18 protein-coding genes are annotated in these 16,983 nt (G+C 54.9%); 11 read left to right on the top strand and 7 right to left on the bottom strand.

The window, feature by feature from the left end; genetic code table 11:
* Positions 1 to 92: 92 nt before the first annotated feature.
* The 6 genes from urtA to zinT all read left to right on the top strand — a co-directional run bounded on the left by urtA (position 93) and on the right by zinT (position 6,248).
* A complete protein-coding gene (gene urtA, locus AC0LWE_RS02880; protein ID WP_059178864.1) occupies positions 93 to 1,364 on the top strand; it encodes an urea ABC transporter substrate-binding protein in 1,272 nt (423 codons plus the stop codon).
* Positions 1,365 to 1,385: 21 nt separating this feature from the next.
* Positions 1,386 to 2,960, top strand: coding sequence for an urea ABC transporter permease subunit UrtB (gene urtB / locus AC0LWE_RS02875; RefSeq protein ID WP_219346588.1), 1,575 nt, complete (start codon positions 1,386 to 1,388; stop codon positions 2,958 to 2,960).
* Positions 2,960 to 4,033, top strand: a complete 1,074-nt coding sequence (urtC, locus tag AC0LWE_RS02870) for an urea ABC transporter permease subunit UrtC (protein ID WP_131486519.1) — start codon at positions 2,960 to 2,962, stop codon at positions 4,031 to 4,033. Before urtB ends, urtC begins: the two co-directional genes overlap by 1 nt.
* The gene (urtD, locus tag AC0LWE_RS02865; protein WP_059178867.1) at positions 4,033 to 4,830 is read left to right on the top strand and encodes an urea ABC transporter ATP-binding protein UrtD; all 798 of its coding nucleotides are present in this window, start codon (positions 4,033 to 4,035) and stop codon (positions 4,828 to 4,830) included. The genes urtC and urtD overlap by 1 nt, the downstream gene beginning before the upstream one ends.
* A 9-nt stretch (positions 4,831 to 4,839) precedes the next feature.
* Positions 4,840 to 5,538 carry an urea ABC transporter ATP-binding subunit UrtE gene (gene urtE / locus AC0LWE_RS02860; RefSeq protein WP_219346586.1) on the top strand — a complete coding sequence of 233 codons (699 nt, stop codon included), beginning with the start codon at positions 4,840 to 4,842 and terminating at the stop codon, positions 5,536 to 5,538.
* A gap of 68 nt (positions 5,539 to 5,606) precedes the next feature.
* Positions 5,607 to 6,248 (top strand): metal-binding protein ZinT, encoded by a 642-nt coding sequence (gene zinT / locus AC0LWE_RS02855; protein WP_219346585.1) that lies wholly within the window; start codon positions 5,607 to 5,609, stop codon positions 6,246 to 6,248.
* A gap of 34 nt (positions 6,249 to 6,282) precedes the next feature.
* Here the strand turns inward: zinT and ydeE are convergent, their stop codons facing one another.
* A complete protein-coding gene (gene ydeE, locus AC0LWE_RS02850; protein ID WP_234593410.1) occupies positions 6,283 to 7,476 on the bottom strand; it encodes an efflux MFS transporter YdeE in 1,194 nt (397 codons plus the stop codon).
* Between the two features lie 192 nt (positions 7,477 to 7,668).
* On the opposite strand from ydeE, the gene eamA reads away from it, so the two are divergent.
* A complete protein-coding gene (gene eamA / locus AC0LWE_RS02845) occupies positions 7,669 to 8,568 on the top strand; it encodes an O-acetylserine/cysteine exporter (RefSeq protein ID WP_131486524.1) in 900 nt (299 codons plus the stop codon).
* Positions 8,569 to 8,610: 42 nt separating this feature from the next.
* Here the strand turns inward: eamA and marB are convergent, their stop codons facing one another.
* From marB to marR, 3 genes are all read right to left on the bottom strand, one after another.
* Positions 8,611 to 8,823 carry a multiple antibiotic resistance protein MarB gene (marB, locus tag AC0LWE_RS02840; RefSeq protein WP_012017387.1) on the bottom strand — a complete coding sequence of 71 codons (213 nt, stop codon included), beginning with the start codon at positions 8,821 to 8,823 and terminating at the stop codon, positions 8,611 to 8,613.
* 178 nt (positions 8,824 to 9,001) lie between these two features.
* On the bottom strand, positions 9,002 to 9,385 hold the full coding sequence (gene marA, locus AC0LWE_RS02835) for an MDR efflux pump AcrAB transcriptional activator MarA (RefSeq protein WP_012017388.1): 384 nt from the start codon (positions 9,383 to 9,385) through the stop codon (positions 9,002 to 9,004).
* Between the two features lie 18 nt (positions 9,386 to 9,403).
* Complete coding sequence (gene marR, locus AC0LWE_RS02830) at positions 9,404 to 9,838, bottom strand: multiple antibiotic resistance transcriptional regulator MarR (protein ID WP_059178872.1); 435 nt, start codon at positions 9,836 to 9,838, stop codon at positions 9,404 to 9,406.
* Positions 9,839 to 10,094: 256 nt separating this feature from the next.
* Between marR and AC0LWE_RS02825 the strand changes: the two genes are divergently transcribed.
* The gene (locus AC0LWE_RS02825; protein WP_059178873.1) at positions 10,095 to 10,760 is read left to right on the top strand and encodes a MarC family NAAT transporter; all 666 of its coding nucleotides are present in this window, start codon (positions 10,095 to 10,097) and stop codon (positions 10,758 to 10,760) included.
* A gap of 29 nt (positions 10,761 to 10,789) precedes the next feature.
* Here the strand turns inward: AC0LWE_RS02825 and AC0LWE_RS02820 are convergent, their stop codons facing one another.
* Entirely contained in the window at positions 10,790 to 11,986 is a 1,197-nt protein-coding gene (locus AC0LWE_RS02820; protein WP_219346584.1) for a sugar transporter, read from the bottom strand.
* Between the two features lie 175 nt (positions 11,987 to 12,161).
* Between AC0LWE_RS02820 and AC0LWE_RS02815 the strand changes: the two genes are divergently transcribed.
* Entirely contained in the window at positions 12,162 to 12,971 is an 810-nt protein-coding gene (locus AC0LWE_RS02815) for a PhzF family phenazine biosynthesis protein (RefSeq protein WP_059178875.1), read from the top strand.
* Here the strand turns inward: AC0LWE_RS02815 and AC0LWE_RS02810 are convergent.
* Complete coding sequence (locus AC0LWE_RS02810) at positions 12,963 to 13,907, bottom strand: L-lactate dehydrogenase (RefSeq protein WP_202665417.1); 945 nt, start codon at positions 13,905 to 13,907, stop codon at positions 12,963 to 12,965. The genes AC0LWE_RS02815 and AC0LWE_RS02810 overlap by 9 nt on opposite strands.
* Positions 13,908 to 14,058: 151 nt before the next feature.
* On the opposite strand from AC0LWE_RS02810, the gene AC0LWE_RS02805 reads away from it, so the two are divergent.
* A complete protein-coding gene (locus tag AC0LWE_RS02805; RefSeq protein WP_059178877.1) occupies positions 14,059 to 14,541 on the top strand; it encodes a GNAT family N-acetyltransferase in 483 nt (160 codons plus the stop codon).
* Here the strand turns inward: AC0LWE_RS02805 and ptrR are convergent.
* Entirely contained in the window at positions 14,495 to 15,373 is an 879-nt protein-coding gene (gene ptrR, locus AC0LWE_RS02800; RefSeq protein WP_219346583.1) for a putrescine utilization regulator PtrR, read from the bottom strand. The genes AC0LWE_RS02805 and ptrR overlap by 47 nt on opposite strands.
* Before the next feature lie 99 nt (positions 15,374 to 15,472).
* Between ptrR and sad the strand changes: the two genes are divergently transcribed.
* A complete protein-coding gene (gene sad / locus AC0LWE_RS02795) occupies positions 15,473 to 16,861 on the top strand; it encodes a succinate-semialdehyde dehydrogenase (protein WP_219346582.1) in 1,389 nt (462 codons plus the stop codon).
* The last annotated feature ends 122 nt before the right edge of the window (positions 16,862 to 16,983 follow it).

The following is a 16,983-nucleotide window of genomic DNA, read 5'->3' as shown; positions in this document are numbered from 1 at the left end:
GCTGTGCCTGATCCTGTCAAAGACGTTTTGCTTTTTCTGCGTCCACGCCGTAACGGACGCATTCGCACAGCTTTCTTTTCAGGAGTGAAAATATGCATCGTCGTACCTTGTTAAAAGCTTTTGCGCTGTCGGCTTCCGTGGCGGCTATGGGAATGAGTTTTGGTGTGCAAGCCGCTGACACCATCAAAATTGGGATCATGCATTCGCTCTCGGGCACGATGGCGATCTCTGAAACGCCCCTCAAAGACGTCGCGCTGATGACGATCGATGAGATTAACGCCAAAGGCGGCGTGCTGGGTAAAAAGCTGGAGCCGGTGGTGGTTGATCCCGCGTCAAACTGGCCACTGTTTGCGGAAAAAGCCCGTCAGTTATTAAGCCAGGACAAAGTGGCGGCAGTCTTTGGCTGCTGGACGTCAGTTTCTCGAAAATCGGTGCTGCCGGTGTTTGAAGAGGTAAACGGACTGCTGTTCTACCCGGTGCAGTATGAGGGGGAAGAGATGTCGCCAAACGTCTTCTACACCGGTGCTGCGCCAAATCAGCAGGCCATTCCGGCGGTGGAATATCTGATGGGTGAAGACGGCGGGAGCGCAAAACGCTTCTTCCTGCTGGGTACTGATTATGTTTATCCGCGTACCACCAACAAAATTCTGCGTGCGTTCCTGCATTCGAAAGGCGTGCAGGACAAAGATATTGAAGAGGTTTACACCCCGTTTGGTCACAGCGATTATCAAACCATTGTCGCCAATATCAAGAAATTCTCGGCGGGCGGAAAAACGGCGGTGGTATCAACCATCAACGGTGATTCCAATGTTCCCTTTTACAAAGAGCTGGCAAACCAGGGCGTAAAAGCGACCGACGTGCCGGTGGTGGCGTTCTCGGTGGGTGAAGAAGAACTTCGCGGCATCGACACCAAACCGCTGGTGGGTAACCTCGCGGCATGGAACTACTTTGAGTCGGTTGATAATCCAACCAACCAGGCGTTTGTTGCAGCCTATAAAGCCTATGCCAAAGCCCATAACTTGCCGAACGCCGACACCGTGGTGACCAATGATCCGATGGAAGCGACCTACGTGGGGATCCATATGTGGGCGCAGGCCGTTGAGAAAGCAGGAACCACGGACGTGGATAAAGTGCGTGCCGCCATGGCCGGACAATCCTTCAAAGCGCCGTCAGGCTTTACGCTGACCATGGACGCAACCAATCACCATCTGCATAAGCCGGTGATGATTGGTGAAATCGAAGGTAACGGCCAGTTCAACGTCGTCTGGCAGACCGATGCAACGGTTCGTGCTCAGCCGTGGAGTCCGTACATTCCCGGTAACGATAAAAAGTCAGAACAACCGATGAAAACCGCCAGCAACTAAACCCGGTCACGGAGAAAAGCCATGAGCGTAATGCGTATGTTCGTCGCAATAGTATGGCTTGCCGGTCTGCTGCCAGGGATGGCGCAGGCGTCGGATGCGGACACCTTTGTCGCCGCGAGCCGCAGCCAGCAAACCACGCTACTTGAGCAATGGGCCGTCAGCCCGGATTCGTCGCGTTTGCCGCTGTTGCAGGCGCTGCAAAAAGAAAATCTCTTTGTTGATGCGCAAAAGCACGCGTTTACGCGCGTGAAGGGGCAACTGTCAGCCCTTGGGGAAAGCGCCCAGGCAGAGGGCGAACCCAGAGCGGTCCGTCTTACCAACCGCCTGCGCAATCTCTCCTCCACTGCACTGGCCACGCATCAGCTCGTCAGTGACAACGTCACGGAAAGGTTGAGCGCAGCGATACAACTGCAGCGCGATGCCACGCCGGCGATGCTGAATTTATTACAGCAGCGTCTGCAGGCGGAGCAAGATGACAAGGTTCGTGCCGCGCTGGAAGCGGCGCTGGCAAATCTGCTTCTCGCCAGTCCGCAGGCTGAGGTGCGTTTGCAGGCCGTTGCGCTGCTGGGGCATTCGACCGATCCCGAAACGCAGGCACGTTTAACGCCCTTTACGCAACCCCAAACGGAACCGGATGCCCGCGTGCGTGAGGCGGCGGCGGACAGTTTGCGTCAGATTCAGCACCGTTTACTGATTGGCGATCTTTTGGGGCAGGCCTTTATGGGGTTGTCACTCGGATCGGTGCTGCTGCTGGCGGCGCTCGGACTGGCGATCACCTACGGATTGCTGGGCGTCATCAATATGGCGCACGGCGAGATGCTGATGCTCGGCGCATATTGTACCTGGATGGTACAGCAGGCGATGGTGCAATTCGCGCCTCAGTGGCTGGCGCTGTACCCGATTGTCGCACTGCCGGTGGCATTTTTAGTGACTGCGGGCGTTGGCATGGCGCTGGAGCGCAGCGTGATCCGCCATCTGTATGGCCGTCCGCTGGAGACGTTGCTCGCCACCTGGGGGATCAGCCTGATGATTATCCAACTGGTGCGGATGACCTTTGGCGCGCAAAACCTGGAAGTGGCGAACCCGGCCTGGCTGTCCGGCGGCGTGCAGGTTTTTGCCAACCTGATCCTGCCGTGGAACCGAATTGCGGTGCTGGTTTTTGTCCTGCTGGTGCTGTTCTTTACCTGGTTGATTCTGAACAAAACCCGACTGGGGCTGAACGTGCGGGCGGTGACGCAAAACCGCAATATGGCGGCGTGCTGCGGCGTGCCGACAGGGCGTGTCGATATGCTGGCGTTCGGCCTTGGATCGGGCATTGCCGGTCTGGGTGGCGTGGCGCTCTCGCAGCTCGGCAACGTCGGGCCGGAACTGGGGCAAGGCTATATTATTGACTCCTTCCTGGTGGTGGTGCTCGGCGGCGTCGGGCAACTGGCAGGCAGCGTGGCCGCGGCGTTTGGTCTGGGCATTTTCAACAAAATTCTCGAACCGCAAATGGGTGCGGTACTGGGGAAAATCGTGATTCTGGTGGCGATTATTCTGTTCATTCAGAAACGTCCGCAGGGATTGTTTGCGCTTAAAGGGAGGGTGACAGACTGATGAGCCAGCCACTGACCTTAACGCTGGCGCGTAAAGCGCCGCGAATAACACAACTTGTTGGCAGCCTGATTCTCGCCATTCTGCTAGTGCTGCCGTTTCTGGCGCTGTTACCCAGCAGCCACCCGCTGGCCCTGTCCACCTGGATGCTGACGCTGGTCGGCAAAATCCTCTGCTATGCCATCGTCGCCGTGGCGCTCGATCTGGTCTGGGGCTACGCCGGAATGCTGTCGCTGGGACACGGGATTTTCTTTGCGCTGGGCGGCTACGCGATGGGCATGTATCTGATGCGTCAGGCGTCAGGCGAGGGATTACCGGCGTTTATGTCGTTCCTCTCCTGGAGTGAACTGCCGTGGTTCTGGTGGGGAACCCAGCATTTTGCCTGGGCACTGGTGCTCATTGTGATGATCCCCGGCCTGCTGGCGCTGATTTTTGGCTGGTTTGCGTTTCGCTCAAAAATCAAAGGGGTCTATTTCTCGATCATGACTCAGGCGCTGACCTACGCGGGGATGCTGCTGTTCTTTCGTAATGAAACCGGATTTGGCGGGAACAACGGTTTCACCGGTTTTACCACGCTGCTGGGATTCCCGGTGACGGCAACGACCACGCGGATTGCGCTTTTTCTGGCGACGGTCGCGCTGCTGGCAGCCTCGCTGGCTATCGGATTCTGGCTGGCGAAAAGTAAATTTGGCCGCATTCTTACCGCCGTGCGCGACGCGGAAAACCGTCTGACATTTTGTGGCTACGATCCCCGTGGTTTTAAGCTGCTGGTCTGGACGCTTTCGGCGGTGCTGTGCGGGTTGGCGGGGGCGCTGTACGTCCCGCAGGTCGGCATCATCAACCCGGGTGAAATGTCGCCTACCAACTCCATTGAGGCCGCAATTTGGGTGGCACTTGGTGGGCGCGGGACCTTAATTGGGCCGGTGATTGGCGCGGCGCTGGTTAACGGCGCAAAAAGCTATTTCACCGTTGCCATGCCGGAATACTGGCAGCTGTTTTTGGGCGGGATTTTTATCGCCGTCACGCTGTTCTTACCGCGCGGCGTCTACGGATTATTGCGTAAGGGAGAGAAATAATGCAGCCAACCGACGAACTTTTTACCCGTCAACTCCCGGGCGACCGCTTTCGTGAGCAAACCGATCCGGTGCTGCAGCTTGAGTCGATAAACGTCAATTTTGACGGTTTCCAGGCGTTGACCGATCTGTCGCTAAACATCGGCGTGGGGGAATTACGCTGCGTGATTGGCCCGAACGGGGCCGGTAAAACTACGTTAATGGACGTGATCACCGGTAAAACGCGCCCGCAGAGTGGGCGGGCGATTTACGATCAGTCGATTGATTTAACCGGACTCGATCCCGCCGCGATTGCGCGACAGGGCATTGGGCGTAAGTTCCAGAAACCGACGGTATTTGAAGCGCTGACGGTCTGGGAAAATCTTGAGCTGGCAATGAAAGGCGACAAATCCGTGTGGGCCAGCCTGCGCGCCAGGCTCACCTCAGAGCAGAGCGATCGCATCAACGACATGCTTACGCTGCTGCGCCTGAGCTCTGAGCGGGATCGCAGCGCGGGATTACTGTCTCACGGGCAAAAACAGTTCCTGGAAATCGGCATGCTGCTGGTGCAGGACCCCCATTTGTTATTGCTTGATGAACCCGCAGCCGGCATGACGGACGCTGAAACAGAGTATTCGGCAGAGCTTTTTCGCACCCTGGCGGGCAAACATTCGCTGATGGTGGTGGAACACGATATGGGATTTGTTGAAACCATCGCCGATCACGTCACCGTTCTGCATCAGGGGCGCGTGCTGGCGGAGGGATCTTTGCGTGAAGTGCAGGCCAATGAACAGGTTATCGAAGTCTATCTGGGACGGTAAGGAGCGGGAATGCTACAGGTTAACGAACTGAATCAGTATTACAGCGGCAGCCATATTTTGCGAGGTGTGAGCTTTGAGGCCCCAAACGGTGAGGTGACATGTCTGCTGGGGCGCAACGGCGTGGGAAAAACGACGCTGTTAAAATGCCTGATGGGGTTAGTGCCTGCGCGCAGCGGGGAGATTATCTGGCAGGGCAAAAAAATTACCCACGCTAAACCGCATCATCGCGTGCAGTCCGGTGTGGCGTATGTGCCGCAGGGGCGCGAGATTTTTCCGCGTCTGACGGTCGAAGAAAATCTGCTCTTGGGATTGTCGCGCTTTCCTGCTCGCGAGGCGAAAAGCGTGCCGGAGGATATCTGGCAACTGTTTCCTGTTTTAAAAGAGATGAAGCACCGCCGTGGCGGCGATCTTTCGGGTGGGCAGCAGCAACAGCTGGCGATTGGCCGCGCGCTGGCGAGTCGTCCGCAGCTGTTAATCCTGGATGAGCCGACGGAAGGGATCCAGCCCTCGGTGATAAAAGAGATTGGCGTGGTTATCCGTCAGCTCGCCAGTCGGGGTGATATGGCGATTTTGCTGGTGGAACAGTTTTATGATTTTGCTGCCGACCTGGCAGATAACTATTTGCTCATGTCGCGCGGGAGCATTATTCAACGTGGCCGCGGTGAAGATATGGAGGAAGAGGGCGTTCGCGGGCTGGTGGCAATCTGAGGGTGATTGTTTTCTGAAATGTTATACTATAACATTCTCGTTTTCTTGAACGGAACGAGGATGATATTTTGGCTGCACAGATTGGAAAATTTGCAATGACGCTGGGGGCGCTGCTGGTGAGCGGGCAACTGTTTGCCCATTCGCACGGGCATCAAATGACCGAAGCGGAAGAGAAAGCCGCGAACGGTGTTTTTGAGGATAAAGACGTTAAAGACCGTCAATTATCCGACTGGGACGGCGTCTGGCAGTCGGTTTATCCTTTCCTGCTTGATGGCTCACTGGATCCGGTTTTCAAAAAGAAAGCGGAAAACGATCCCAGCAAAACGTTTGCCGAGGTGAAAGCGTATTACCGCAAGGGATACGCCACGGATGTGGAAACCATTGGGATTGAAAATAATGTGATGGAATTCCATACCGGCAAAACGGTAGCGAGCTGCCGCTACGATTACAGCGGGTATAAAATTCTGACGTACGCGTCAGGCAAAAAAGGCGTGCGCTATCTGTTTGAATGTAAAGACGCCGGCTCTAAAGCACCAAAATTCGTGCAGTTCAGCGACCATACAATTGGCCCGCGTCAGTCTGCGCACTTCCATCTCTTTATGGGCAACACCTCGCACGAGGCGTTGCTGAAAGAGATGGATAACTGGCCGACGTATTACCCCAATGAGATGTATAAAAATCAGGTTGTGGACGAAATGCTGCACCACTAAATACAAAAAAGGCGAGAGATTCTCGCCTTTCTTTTTACGCTGTTTTCGGCTCTTCCTGCCACGCTTTCACGCGCATTCCACGCAAAATCATCAGCCACGCAATCACAATCGCCGCCATCATCACCGCAAATAATGACCAGTGCGGCAAATGGGTCAGAATAATACCGGTGATCATTGGGTTCGCTGCGGCACCGAGCCACCCCAGCGCTTGCGCGGAAAAATAGCTGGCTTTCATCCCCGGCGGGGCGATGTTATCGATCAGCATGTATTCGCCCGGTGCATAGATAATTTCCCCCACGGTAAAGACCGCTGCGGCTATTCCCCAGTAGATCAAATTGCTGCCGGAGAACATAAATCCGCCCAGTCCCAGCACAAAAAACAGCGTGCCGAGCGCCATCAAAGGGCGAATATTGCTGGCCGTGATTCTGCGTCCAATGAGGTATTGCAGTGACACCACCACGGCGGCATTCACCGGGAGCACAACGGCAACCACGTTTTGCGCAAAATCACTGTCGTAATCGGCTGCCAGGACGTACTGGGAAATACAGCTGGCGAAAGATCCCCCGACGTAAGAGGCCAGAAGCCCGGAGAGCGTATACCAGAACAACGCTTTGTCACGCAGGAGTACCGACGGTTGCCACGGTACGGGGGCGTGTTCGGCATCGGCAGCCACGCTCTTTTGCACATAGAACTGAATAAACACCAGCGGCAGCGCGGCACAGAACGCCGCCAGCCAGAACGGTAATTGCAAGCTGTACATCACCAGCAAGGTGCCTATCGGCGGACCAATCGTCCAGCCAATATTCAGAAAACTGTAGTTCAGCGAAAATACGCGCGCTTTCTCGGACGACGTGAGCACATCGGAGAACCAGGCTTTTAGCACCGTGGAGAACACGGAATAGGCACAGTTAATCAGGGCAAAGAACACGACGACCAGCGTGACGTTATGCACCAGCGGAATGGCTACAAACCCGGCGATAAACGCCAGAATCGATATCAGCATATAGCGTTTTTTATCAAACTTATCCGCGAGGATGCCAAACCCCATGCTGAAAACCACGCCAATAGTCAGCGCGATCGTCAGGGCATAACCGATATTCTCAACGCTCATGTTGTAGACACGGGTGAGGTAGATGGTCATAAACGGGAGCGTCGCACCACGACCGATTGTTAATAATAATGACGACGCCAGCAGCGCTGCGGTTGAGCGCCTGAGAGATGGTTTCATAGTTCTGCCCGACAAATGCTTACGATTTTTTTGTTGTGTTTTATCAGGAGTATCACGACATAAGGGGCTTGTATAGCACCTAATTTATCCCTAAGTGCTTCGCCTGACTGCCAGAATTAATGATCTTTTCCTGGCGGGCTTTTTTCGTTACCTTGAATCTGTTTACAAAAATTTAATAATCAGAGGCGATGTATGACGCGTAAAGACGGGCTGCTGGCGTTGCTGGTGGTCGTGGTGTGGGGCCTGAATTTTGTGGTCATTAAGTTAGGTTTGCATAACATGCCTCCGCTGATGCTGGCCGGTTTACGCTTTTTGCTGGTCGCAGTTCCCGCATTATTCTTCGTTGCGCGGCCTAAAATCCCGTTTCGCCTGCTGCTCGGTTACGGTCTGACCATCAGCTTTGGGCAGTTCGCCTTTCTGTTTTGCGCCATTAAATTTGGCATGCCTGCGGGGCTGGCATCACTGGTTCTCCAGGCTCAGGCGTTTTTCACCATCATTCTTGGCGCGTTTGTCTTTGGTGAGCGCCTGCAGGGCAAACAGCTGGCGGGGATCACCGTCGCGGTGTTTGGCGTGCTGATTTTGGCGGAGGCCAGTCTGAATGGGCAACACGTCGCGCTGCTGGGCTTTATGCTGACGCTGGCGGCGGGACTGAGCTGGGCATGTGGGAATATCTTCAACAAACTCATCATGCAGCATGACGCGCGTCCGGCGGTGATGTCGCTGGTGGTCTGGAGCGCGCTGATTCCGGTTGTCCCATTTATGATCGCCTCACTCATTTTTGACGGCGCTGCGGTCATGCTCAAAAGTCTGGTTGAGATCGATCTCACGACGATTTTGTCGCTGGTTTATCTGGCGTTCGTCGCCACGATTGTGGGGTACGGGATCTGGGGAACCTTGCTGGGACGCTACGAAACCTGGCGCGTCGCGCCGTTGTCTCTGCTGGTTCCGGTCGTCGGGCTGGCAAGCGCGGCTGTTCTGCTGGACGAGAAACTCACGGTGTTACAGCTGCTGGGTGCAGCGTTGATCATGGGAGGGTTGTATATCAACGTGTTTGGTTTGCGGTTGCGCCGTGCGACGCGAATCAAGGGATGAAAGAAAAAAGCCCTGCCGGAGCAGGGCCAAAACGAATTAACGTTAGCGTTGGTTGTAATACGGCACGCCTAATTCGTCGGATTTGTCGCTACCCGCACCCATATGATTAAAATCAAAAGGCGATTGTTCGTGTGCGGTTGGCAGAACTATCGCGGTACGACTGTTCTGCTGGTTAGCGTGAGTGGTTTGCTCCGCAAAAGTCTGGCCGGAGACCAGCACCAGTAAGGTGAGGGCGGCGGAGGCGATAGTTTTCATGATTTCCTCGGTTACGTCTTAGCGCCTGGCACATTAGGTTATTGTGTTTGCCATTCGGGACTCGGGTAGTGCGCATCAACCTCACGTACTCTGCGTACGCTTCGGTTATTGCGCGTTTTCCAGATCCATACTGTCGGCAACAGGCTATACCTAATGAAACAGGCTCTTAATCAGGCGATTAGCAATGACAGTTCGTTAGCGGTAGCAGGTATCGGGACTCACCAGGCATACTGGTGATGCGATACTTGTGCGGTGGCACGTCGAAATAGTTCTTGAACGTGCGGGTCAGGGTCTGTTGCGATTCAAAACCATAGCGTTCCGCCAGATACAGGATCGGTTCGTTGCTCTCTTTCAGTTTCTGAGCAATTTCCGTCAGCTTGCGGCTGCGAATGTATTGACCTAATGAATGACCGGTCTCTTTTTTGAACATCCGTTGCAGGTGCCATTTTGAGTAACCTGAACGCTCGGACACCTTTTCCAGTGAGAGCGGCGATTCCAGGTTATCTTCAATCCAGTCCAAAATGCTATGAATAGTGATGGCGTCATTATTGCGTCTGGACATCGTCATACCTCTTTCTGTTTACGGCAGGATTTTCTTGAGCAAATGTTCAAGCGTCAGCACTTCATCCGCCGTTAAGTTTTTTGTTAGTTCCTGATGCAGTGTTTGTCCTACTAGCTCATGACATTTTTCGCACACGGCCGCGCCTTCGCAGGTGAGTTGCACCAGCACGCCGCGCTTGTCATTCGGGTTCGGTCGCCTTTCAATCCATCCTTTGCAGACGAGACGATCGAGCATGCGCGTCAGCGCACCCAGATCGACCGAGAGCACTTTTTTCAGCTCAACAGGCGTGATACACACCTCGCAGCGAATGGAGCACAACACTTTGAATTGTGTCGCGGTGATATCCATCGGAGACAGATAATCGTTGAGCAGGCGATCTTTTTTCTGGTTAACCATATGAATAAGACGGCCCAGTGGAATAATTTCGTTGAAGAGATCACTGGTGCTTTTCACAATGGTTGCCCTGGCAAGTAGTTTAATCACGGCAGATATTATTGCTCAGGCAAGTATAAGTCAACCGAATGTATCCGCCGATGCCACGTTTTGCTAAAACGTTTCATGAACTTTTTTCGGGGCGTTTTAAATCATAAACATACCGACCGGCTGTCATTGCGCAGTGGAAAACACTGCTTACGTTGTGCTCGTGGCTCAACGGGGAATTTTCACCGTATAATGGGATGTTAATTATGGATAAGGATAACGACGCGAAATGGTGGAATTAATTCAGGCAATAGGTCTTGGGCTGGTGGTGTTGTTGCCGCTGGCGAACCCGTTAACGACCGTCGCGCTGTTTTTAGGTCTTGCGGGTAACATGAACAGTGCCGAACGTAATCATCAGGCGCTGATGGCCTCGGTGTACGTTTTTATCATCATGATGGTGGCTTATTACGCCGGACAGCTGGTGATGAATACGTTTGGCATTTCGATTCCTGGGCTGCGAATTGCGGGGGGGCTTATCGTTGCGTTTATCGGTTTCCGGATGCTTTTCCCGCCTCATAAACCGCATGAATCACCTGAAGCCAAAAGCAAGTCGGAACAGTTGGAAGATGAGCCTTCGGCCAATATCGCGTTTGTGCCTTTAGCGATGCCCAGCACGGCAGGGCCGGGAACGATAGCGATGATCATCAGCTCCGCCTCAACGGTGCGTGATGGCTCGACGTTCTCCGAGTGGGTAGTGATGGTTGCACCGCCGCTGATTTTTGCGCTGATTGGCGTCATTCTGTGGGGCAGTTTACGCAGTTCCGGGGCGATCATGCGCTGGGTTGGCAAAGGGGGCATCGAAGCGATTTCGCGTTTGATGGGCTTCCTGCTGGTCTGCATGGGTGTGCAGTTTATTATTAACGGCGTGCTGGAAATTATTAAAAACTACCATTAATAAAAAAGGTGGCCTCAGCCACCTCTTTTTTATCCGTGATGCGGCTGCTCTTCGAGCGCCACTGGCCATTTGCGGAATATCAGAATCGACCAGATAAACGCCGCCAGGGCGGGAATGGCACCCAGATATCCAATCGACGACATCGACAGGTGAAGGCTGATTTGATTTCCGACGAGCGCGCCTGCGCCGATACCAATATTGAATATCCCCGAAAAGAGTGACATCGCCACGTCCGTTGCATCAGGCGCCAGCGCCAGCACTTTAACCTGCATACCCAGGCCGATAATCATGATCGCCACGCCCCAGAAAATGCTCAGGATGGCCAGATGGCTTTCGCTTTGCGCGGCGGGCATCAACAGCAACAGGCACGCCAGCAGCAGGCCAATGGCGCTGCTGACCAGCAGAGAGGCGTGTTTATTCCCGAGTTTCCCGAACAGCACGCTGCCGATAATCCCCGCGCCGCCCAGAATCAACAGCAATACCGTGGCGACGTTAGCGCTAAAGCCTGCCACCACCTGCACAAAGGGTTCGATGTAGCTGTAGGCCGTGTAATGGGCGGTCACGACTACCACCGTCAGCAGATAAATGCTCATCAGCGCCGGGCGACGGAACAGCAGCGGCAGACTTTTCAACGAGCCAGAATGTTCACTCGGCAGTTTTGGCAGCAGCTTGATCAAACACAGCAGGGTAATCAGCGCGCCCAGGCCGATCGCGAAGAAAGTGGTGCGCCAGCCAAAATATTGCCCGACGATTCGACCCAACGGCAGACCCAACACCATCGCCAGCGCCGTACCGGTCGCCAGCAGACTGAGCGCCTGTGCACGTTTACCGGCAGGTGCCAGACGTATGGCGAGCGAGGCGGTAATCGACCAGAAAATCGCGTGCGCAAAGGCAATGCCAATGCGGCTTATCACCAGCACGGTAAAGTTCCACGCCAGGAAGGAAAGCACGTGGCTGGCGATAAACAACACAAACAGCCCGATCAGCAGTTTTCGGCGTTCCATCTGGCTGGTCAGCAGCATAAAGGGCAATGACATCAGCGCCACGACCCACGCGTAAATCGTCAGCATGATGCCAACCTGCGCCGTTTCCATCTGGAAACTGTGGGCAATGTCAGACAGCAGGCCAACCGGGACAAATTCAGTGGTATTAAAAATAAAGGCGGCAATGGCCAGCGTGACCACACGTAGCCACGCGACCTTGCGGGAAACCGTGTTTGTTGTCATAGGAATAAAACGCATTCGTTGCAGATAAGAAGAGAGGGCGATCTTAAAGCGTAAACTGGCTAAAAGACAACCATTATGTGACGCAGATCTCAAAATTTACCTTATCGAAAAGGTAGCGCAGATCGTTGTTTTCACAGAAGATGAGGACAACACAACAAGAACAGGCGGTAAGACAATGCAGGAAATTGAATTTTATCTGGTTGATGCATTCAGCGATAAATCCTTTGGCGGCAATGCGGCAGCGGTCTGTCCGCTTGAAGAGTGGCTGCCTGACGAGACGCTGCTGAAGATGGCGCAGCAGCACAACCAGTCAGAAACTGCCTTTTTTGTTCGCACCGACGAGGGCTTTGCGCTGCGCTGGTTCACCACGCAGTATGAAATTAACCTGTGCGGACATGCCACGCTGGCGGCGGCGCATGTGATTTTTGAGTATCTCGATTATCCGCAGACCGAAATCGTCTTTTCAACGCGTTTTGTTGGCAATCTCACCGTTAAGCGCAACGGCGACTGGCTGACGCTGAATTTCCCGGCGTGGGAAAGCGAGACGGTGGAGAATCCGCCCGCACTGCTCTTCAGCGCGCTCGGTATTTCCAGCGCAAAAGAGGTCCGCGCGGGTCGCGATTACATGGTGGTGCTGGAGAACCAACAGCAGGTAGAGTCTTTAACGCCCGATATCGCGGCGATGCTCCCGCTGGAGAAAATGGTCTGCGTGACAGCACCCGGCGATGAGTATGATTTTGTCAGCCGCTTTTTCTGTCCGGGAGAAGGGGTGCCGGAAGATCCCGTCACCGGGTCAACGCACAGCATGCTGATCCCCTACTGGAGCGCGAAACTGGGCAAAACGCAGATGCGCGCCCGCCAGGTCTCTGCTCGTGGCGGGGATCTGCGCTGTGAATTACAGGGTGACCGCGTGCTGATTGCCGGTCAGGCCACGCTGTATATGAAAGGCAAAATCTTCCTGCGTCAGGCGTCCGTTCTAGGGTAATCGGGCGATATTGGCCTTAATTACCTCGGCAGAGTGGCGGAATTTGACCTGTTCATCTTCCGCCAGTTGCAGCTCAATAATTTGCTGAACGCCGCTTTGCGCCAGCACGGCGGGCACCCCAATCGCTAGCCCCTCCATTCCATATTCCCCCTCCAGCACGCAGGAAATCGCCAGCGCGCGGTGACTGCCGGTGAAAATATTGCGGCAAATCTCAGCAATCGTTCCGGCAATGCCGTATTCGGTGCAGCCTTTGCGGTTATAGATATCGAAACCCTGACGGCGAACCTTCTCTGCGAGCTGCTGACGGTCAAGCGTTTCACCGGTGTGGCGCTGATAGACTTCGCCGATCGGCGAGCCGTAAACCGAGGAGTGCGACCAAACCGGGAACTGGGTGTCGCCGTGCTCGCCGAGAATAAAAGCGTCGATGCTTTGCGCACCAATATCCAGCGCCTGCGCGAGTGTACGACGTAATCGCGTTGTATCCAGCCAAACGCCGGTGCCGATCACCTGGCTGCGCGGCAGACCTGACAGTGTCCACACCTGCCAGGTGATGATATCGCAGGGATTGGTGGCGATCAGAAAGATGCCGTTAAAGCCGTTTTCCATCATCTGCGGGACCAGGCCTTTTACAATCCGCGCAGTGTTAGTCAGCTCATCAAGACGGGTTTGCCCGGGCTTGAGCGCGCCGCCCGACACGGTGATTACCGCGATATCCACATCCGCGCAGTCGCGCGCGTCGCGCGTCGAAATGCTCATCATGCCCGGCATATACGCGGCGGCATCCGCCAGATCCTGTGCGTGCCCTTCGGCGCGATCCCGGTTGAGGTCCACCAGAATGAGTTCTTCACAGATATTCTGATTGAGCAGGGCATAGGCGGCAGACGCGCCCACATTACCTGCTCCAATGATCATCACTTTACGGGCTTTGGTATTCATGTGTTGTCCATTCAGTTTCACGGCGGCTATAACAAAATTACTGCTGTCTCCCGCGTTCGTGCAACTGATGAACGTCATCATAAGTTAATACTATGAAGCGCTTACAAAGGCGGGGCGCTATCCTGGAATAAAAACAACAAAGGAGCCTGCCATGTATTCCATTACCTCTGAATCTGCCGCCCATCCGGACATTGTCTCGCTCATCGCCGCGCTTGATGCGTATCAGAGCGAACTCTATCCCGCTGAAAGTAACCATCTGCTCGATCTGACTCAACTCTCGACGGACAGCCTGATCATGATGGTGATCCGCGATCGCCAGCTTAAGGCGGTGGGATGCGGCGCTATCGTCCTGAACGGCGACGGCACCGGAGAGATGAAGCGCGTCTATATCGATCCCACCCATCGCGGACAACAGTTAGGTGAAAAACTGCTGGCCGCGCTGGAAGACGAAGCGTTATCTCGCGGATGCCATACGCTACGCCTGGAAACCGGCATCAAGCAGCACGCCGCAGTGCGACTGTATGAAAACCACGGGTACGGTTTGCGCGAGGCGTTTGCCCCTTACGTTGCTGACCCGCTCAGCCTATTTATGGAGAAGGCGCTGGTGGCTGACGTTCGTTTAGCAGTGCTATAAACGCCTCAAGCGGGCGCGTCATCGCCCCGCGTCGCCACACCAGCCAGGTCGTCAGCCAGCGCCAGTTTTCCGCCAGCGGCCAGGCTTCAACCTGATGATGCCCCGGCATGCTTTCCAGCATCGAGCGGGGCATCAGCGCAATACCCGCTCCGGCAATGACGCAGGCGAGCATCCCGTGATAAGACTCCATCTCATGAATACGGCCAGGCATTGACCGGTCGGCATGAAACCAGCTTTCCAGATGACGCCGATATGAGCAGTTGGCGCGAAAGGCATACACGTCACAGCCGCTCACCTGCGTGGCGCATGATACCTCTGCGTGTCCGGCAGCGGCCACCAGCATCATCTCTTCCTGATACACCGGCATTCCGTCAAGTTCCGGGTGGGACAGCGGGCCATCGACAAACGCGGCGCTTAATGTACCTTCCAGCACACCATCGATCATCGTGCCGGACGGGCCGGTTGACAGGGCAAACTGGATACGCGGATAGCGCTGATTGAACTGCGCCAGCGATTCAGGAATGCGCACAGCTGCGGTGCTCTCCAGCGAGCCCAGCGAAAACAAACCCTGCGGCTCATCACCGGAAACGACCATCCGTGCTTCATCCACCTGCGCCAGAATCTGTTTGCTGTAACGCAGAAAATTGTGTCCAGCCGGAGAAAGCCGCAGGCGTTGATTCTCGCGGATAAACAGCTCAACGCCCAGGTCGGCCTCGAGCTGACGAATACGCGTCGTCAGATTTGACGGCACGCGATGCACCTTTTGCGCGGCCTGGGTGATGCTCCCGGCTTGGGCCACGGCGTTAAACATTTCAAGCTGAGTTAAATCCATGCCATTCTCGATTCGTGAATAAGTGGGTTAATATTATTCAGTTTTAAGAAATAGCAGAGTCGACCACAATGAATCAACTTTTATTCCGTGGAGATCCTTATGACGTATTCATCTGCAACTCACGCTGTGTCTGTTAACCCGGCGAATGGTAAAACCCTGGCGGCATACCCGTGGGCGACGCAACACGACGTTGATCGGGCTATCGCACTCGCTGACGCAGGCTTTCGTCAGTGGCGCCAGGAAAGCGTTGCTCATCGCGCGCAAAAGCTGCGCGACCTGGGCGAAGCAATACGGGTGCGCGCTGAAGAGATGGCGCAAATTATGTCCCGCGAAATGGGCAAGCCGATTGTGCAGGCGCGGGCCGAAGTGACCAAAACCGCCGCGCTTTGCGACTGGTACGCCCAGCACGGTCCGGCGATGCTGAATGCTGAACCTACGCTTGTCGAAAATCAAAAAGCGGTCATTGCCTATCGACCGCTCGGCGCGATTCTGGCGGTGATGCCGTGGAATTTCCCGCTGTGGCAAGTGCTGCGCGGCGCGGTGCCTATTCTGCTGGCGGGTAACAGCTATCTGCTCAAGCATGCGCCCAATGTGCTTGGATCGGCCGACCTTATCGGTCAGATTTTTACTGATGCCGGTTTCCCAAAAGGCGTTTTTGGATGGGTCAATGCCACCAATGACGGCGTCAGCCAGGCGATTAACGACAAACGCATTGCCGCAGTTACCGTCACCGGCAGCGTGCGTGCAGGCGCGGCGATTGGAGCACAGGCTGCGGCGGCGTTGAAAAAATGCGTGCTGGAACTGGGCGGTTCCGATCCGTTTATCGTACTGGATGATGCCGATTTGGATCTGGCGGTGAAAGCCGCGGTAACGGGGCGCTACCAGAATACCGGACAGGTTTGCGCAGCGGCCAAACGGTTTATCATCGAAGAGGGCATTGCCGCGCAGTTTACGGAACGCTTTGTTGCGGCGGCAGCGGCGCTGAAAATGGGCGCACCGGACGTAGAAGAGCACTATTTAGGACCGATGGCGCGTGCCGATCTGCGTGATGAATTGCACCAGCAAGTTCTGGCTACGCTTGATGAAGGGGCAACCCTGCTACTGGGTGGCGAGAAAATCGCAGGTGCAGGCAACTACTATGCCACGACGGTGCTGGGAAATGTCACGCCGGACATGACCGCATTCCGCCAGGAGCTGTTTGGCCCGGTGGCGACTATCACCGTTGCAAAGGATGCTGAACATGCGCTGACGCTGGCAAATGACAGCGACTTTGGTCTGTCGGCGACGGTCTTCACCGCCGATGAGCAACGCGCTGAGTCATTTGCCCGTGATCTTGAGTGCGGCGGCGTGTTTATTAATGGCTTTAGCGCCAGCGATCCGCGCGTCGCGTTTGGCGGTGTGAAGAAAAGCGGTTTTGGCCGTGAACTGTCCCACTTCGGCCTGCATGAGTTCTGTAATATCCAGACAGTGTGGAAAGATCGCGTGTAACGCCTTTTCGTCGCTGTCATAAAGGCCTTCATCATGAAGGCCTTTGTCATTTTTGTGTCATGGTTCTGTCATTTACGTTTCGTAGACTCGCACGCGTCTAACGTATTGTTACAGAAGAATAT

It is taken from the genome of Lelliottia sp. RD5 (genome assembly GCF_056032945.1).
This window is presented reverse-complemented; position numbering and strand designations above follow the sequence as displayed.

What these genes read in the sequence shown, in the direction of transcription:
- urtD (WP_059178867.1), top strand. Translation starts at nt 4,033, where the DNA reads ATGCAGCCAACCGACGAACTTTTTACCCGTCAACTCCCGGGCGACCGC.
- ptrR (WP_219346583.1), bottom strand. Translation starts at nt 15,373, where the DNA reads ATGGATTTAACTCAGCTTGAAATGTTTAACGCCGTGGCCCAAGCCGGG.
- ydeE (WP_234593410.1), bottom strand. Translation starts at nt 7,476, where the DNA reads ATGAAACCATCTCTCAGGCGCTCAACCGCAGCGCTGCTGGCGTCGTCA.
- marB (WP_012017387.1), bottom strand. Translation starts at nt 8,823, where the DNA reads ATGAAAACTATCGCCTCCGCCGCCCTCACCTTACTGGTGCTGGTCTCC.
- urtB (WP_219346588.1), top strand. Translation starts at nt 1,386, where the DNA reads ATGAGCGTAATGCGTATGTTCGTCGCAATAGTATGGCTTGCCGGTCTG.
- marA (WP_012017388.1), bottom strand. Translation starts at nt 9,385, where the DNA reads ATGTCCAGACGCAATAATGACGCCATCACTATTCATAGCATTTTGGAC.
- urtC (WP_131486519.1), top strand. Translation starts at nt 2,960, where the DNA reads ATGAGCCAGCCACTGACCTTAACGCTGGCGCGTAAAGCGCCGCGAATA.
- AC0LWE_RS02815 (WP_059178875.1), top strand. Translation starts at nt 12,162, where the DNA reads ATGCAGGAAATTGAATTTTATCTGGTTGATGCATTCAGCGATAAATCC.
- AC0LWE_RS02805 (WP_059178877.1), top strand. Translation starts at nt 14,059, where the DNA reads ATGTATTCCATTACCTCTGAATCTGCCGCCCATCCGGACATTGTCTCG.
- sad (WP_219346582.1), top strand. Translation starts at nt 15,473, where the DNA reads ATGACGTATTCATCTGCAACTCACGCTGTGTCTGTTAACCCGGCGAAT.
- urtA (WP_059178864.1), top strand. Translation starts at nt 93, where the DNA reads ATGCATCGTCGTACCTTGTTAAAAGCTTTTGCGCTGTCGGCTTCCGTG.
- eamA (WP_131486524.1), top strand. Translation starts at nt 7,669, where the DNA reads ATGACGCGTAAAGACGGGCTGCTGGCGTTGCTGGTGGTCGTGGTGTGG.
- urtE (WP_219346586.1), top strand. Translation starts at nt 4,840, where the DNA reads ATGCTACAGGTTAACGAACTGAATCAGTATTACAGCGGCAGCCATATT.
- AC0LWE_RS02810 (WP_202665417.1), bottom strand. Translation starts at nt 13,907, where the DNA reads ATGAATACCAAAGCCCGTAAAGTGATGATCATTGGAGCAGGTAATGTG.
- AC0LWE_RS02820 (WP_219346584.1), bottom strand. Translation starts at nt 11,986, where the DNA reads ATGACAACAAACACGGTTTCCCGCAAGGTCGCGTGGCTACGTGTGGTC.
- AC0LWE_RS02825 (WP_059178873.1), top strand. Translation starts at nt 10,095, where the DNA reads ATGGTGGAATTAATTCAGGCAATAGGTCTTGGGCTGGTGGTGTTGTTG.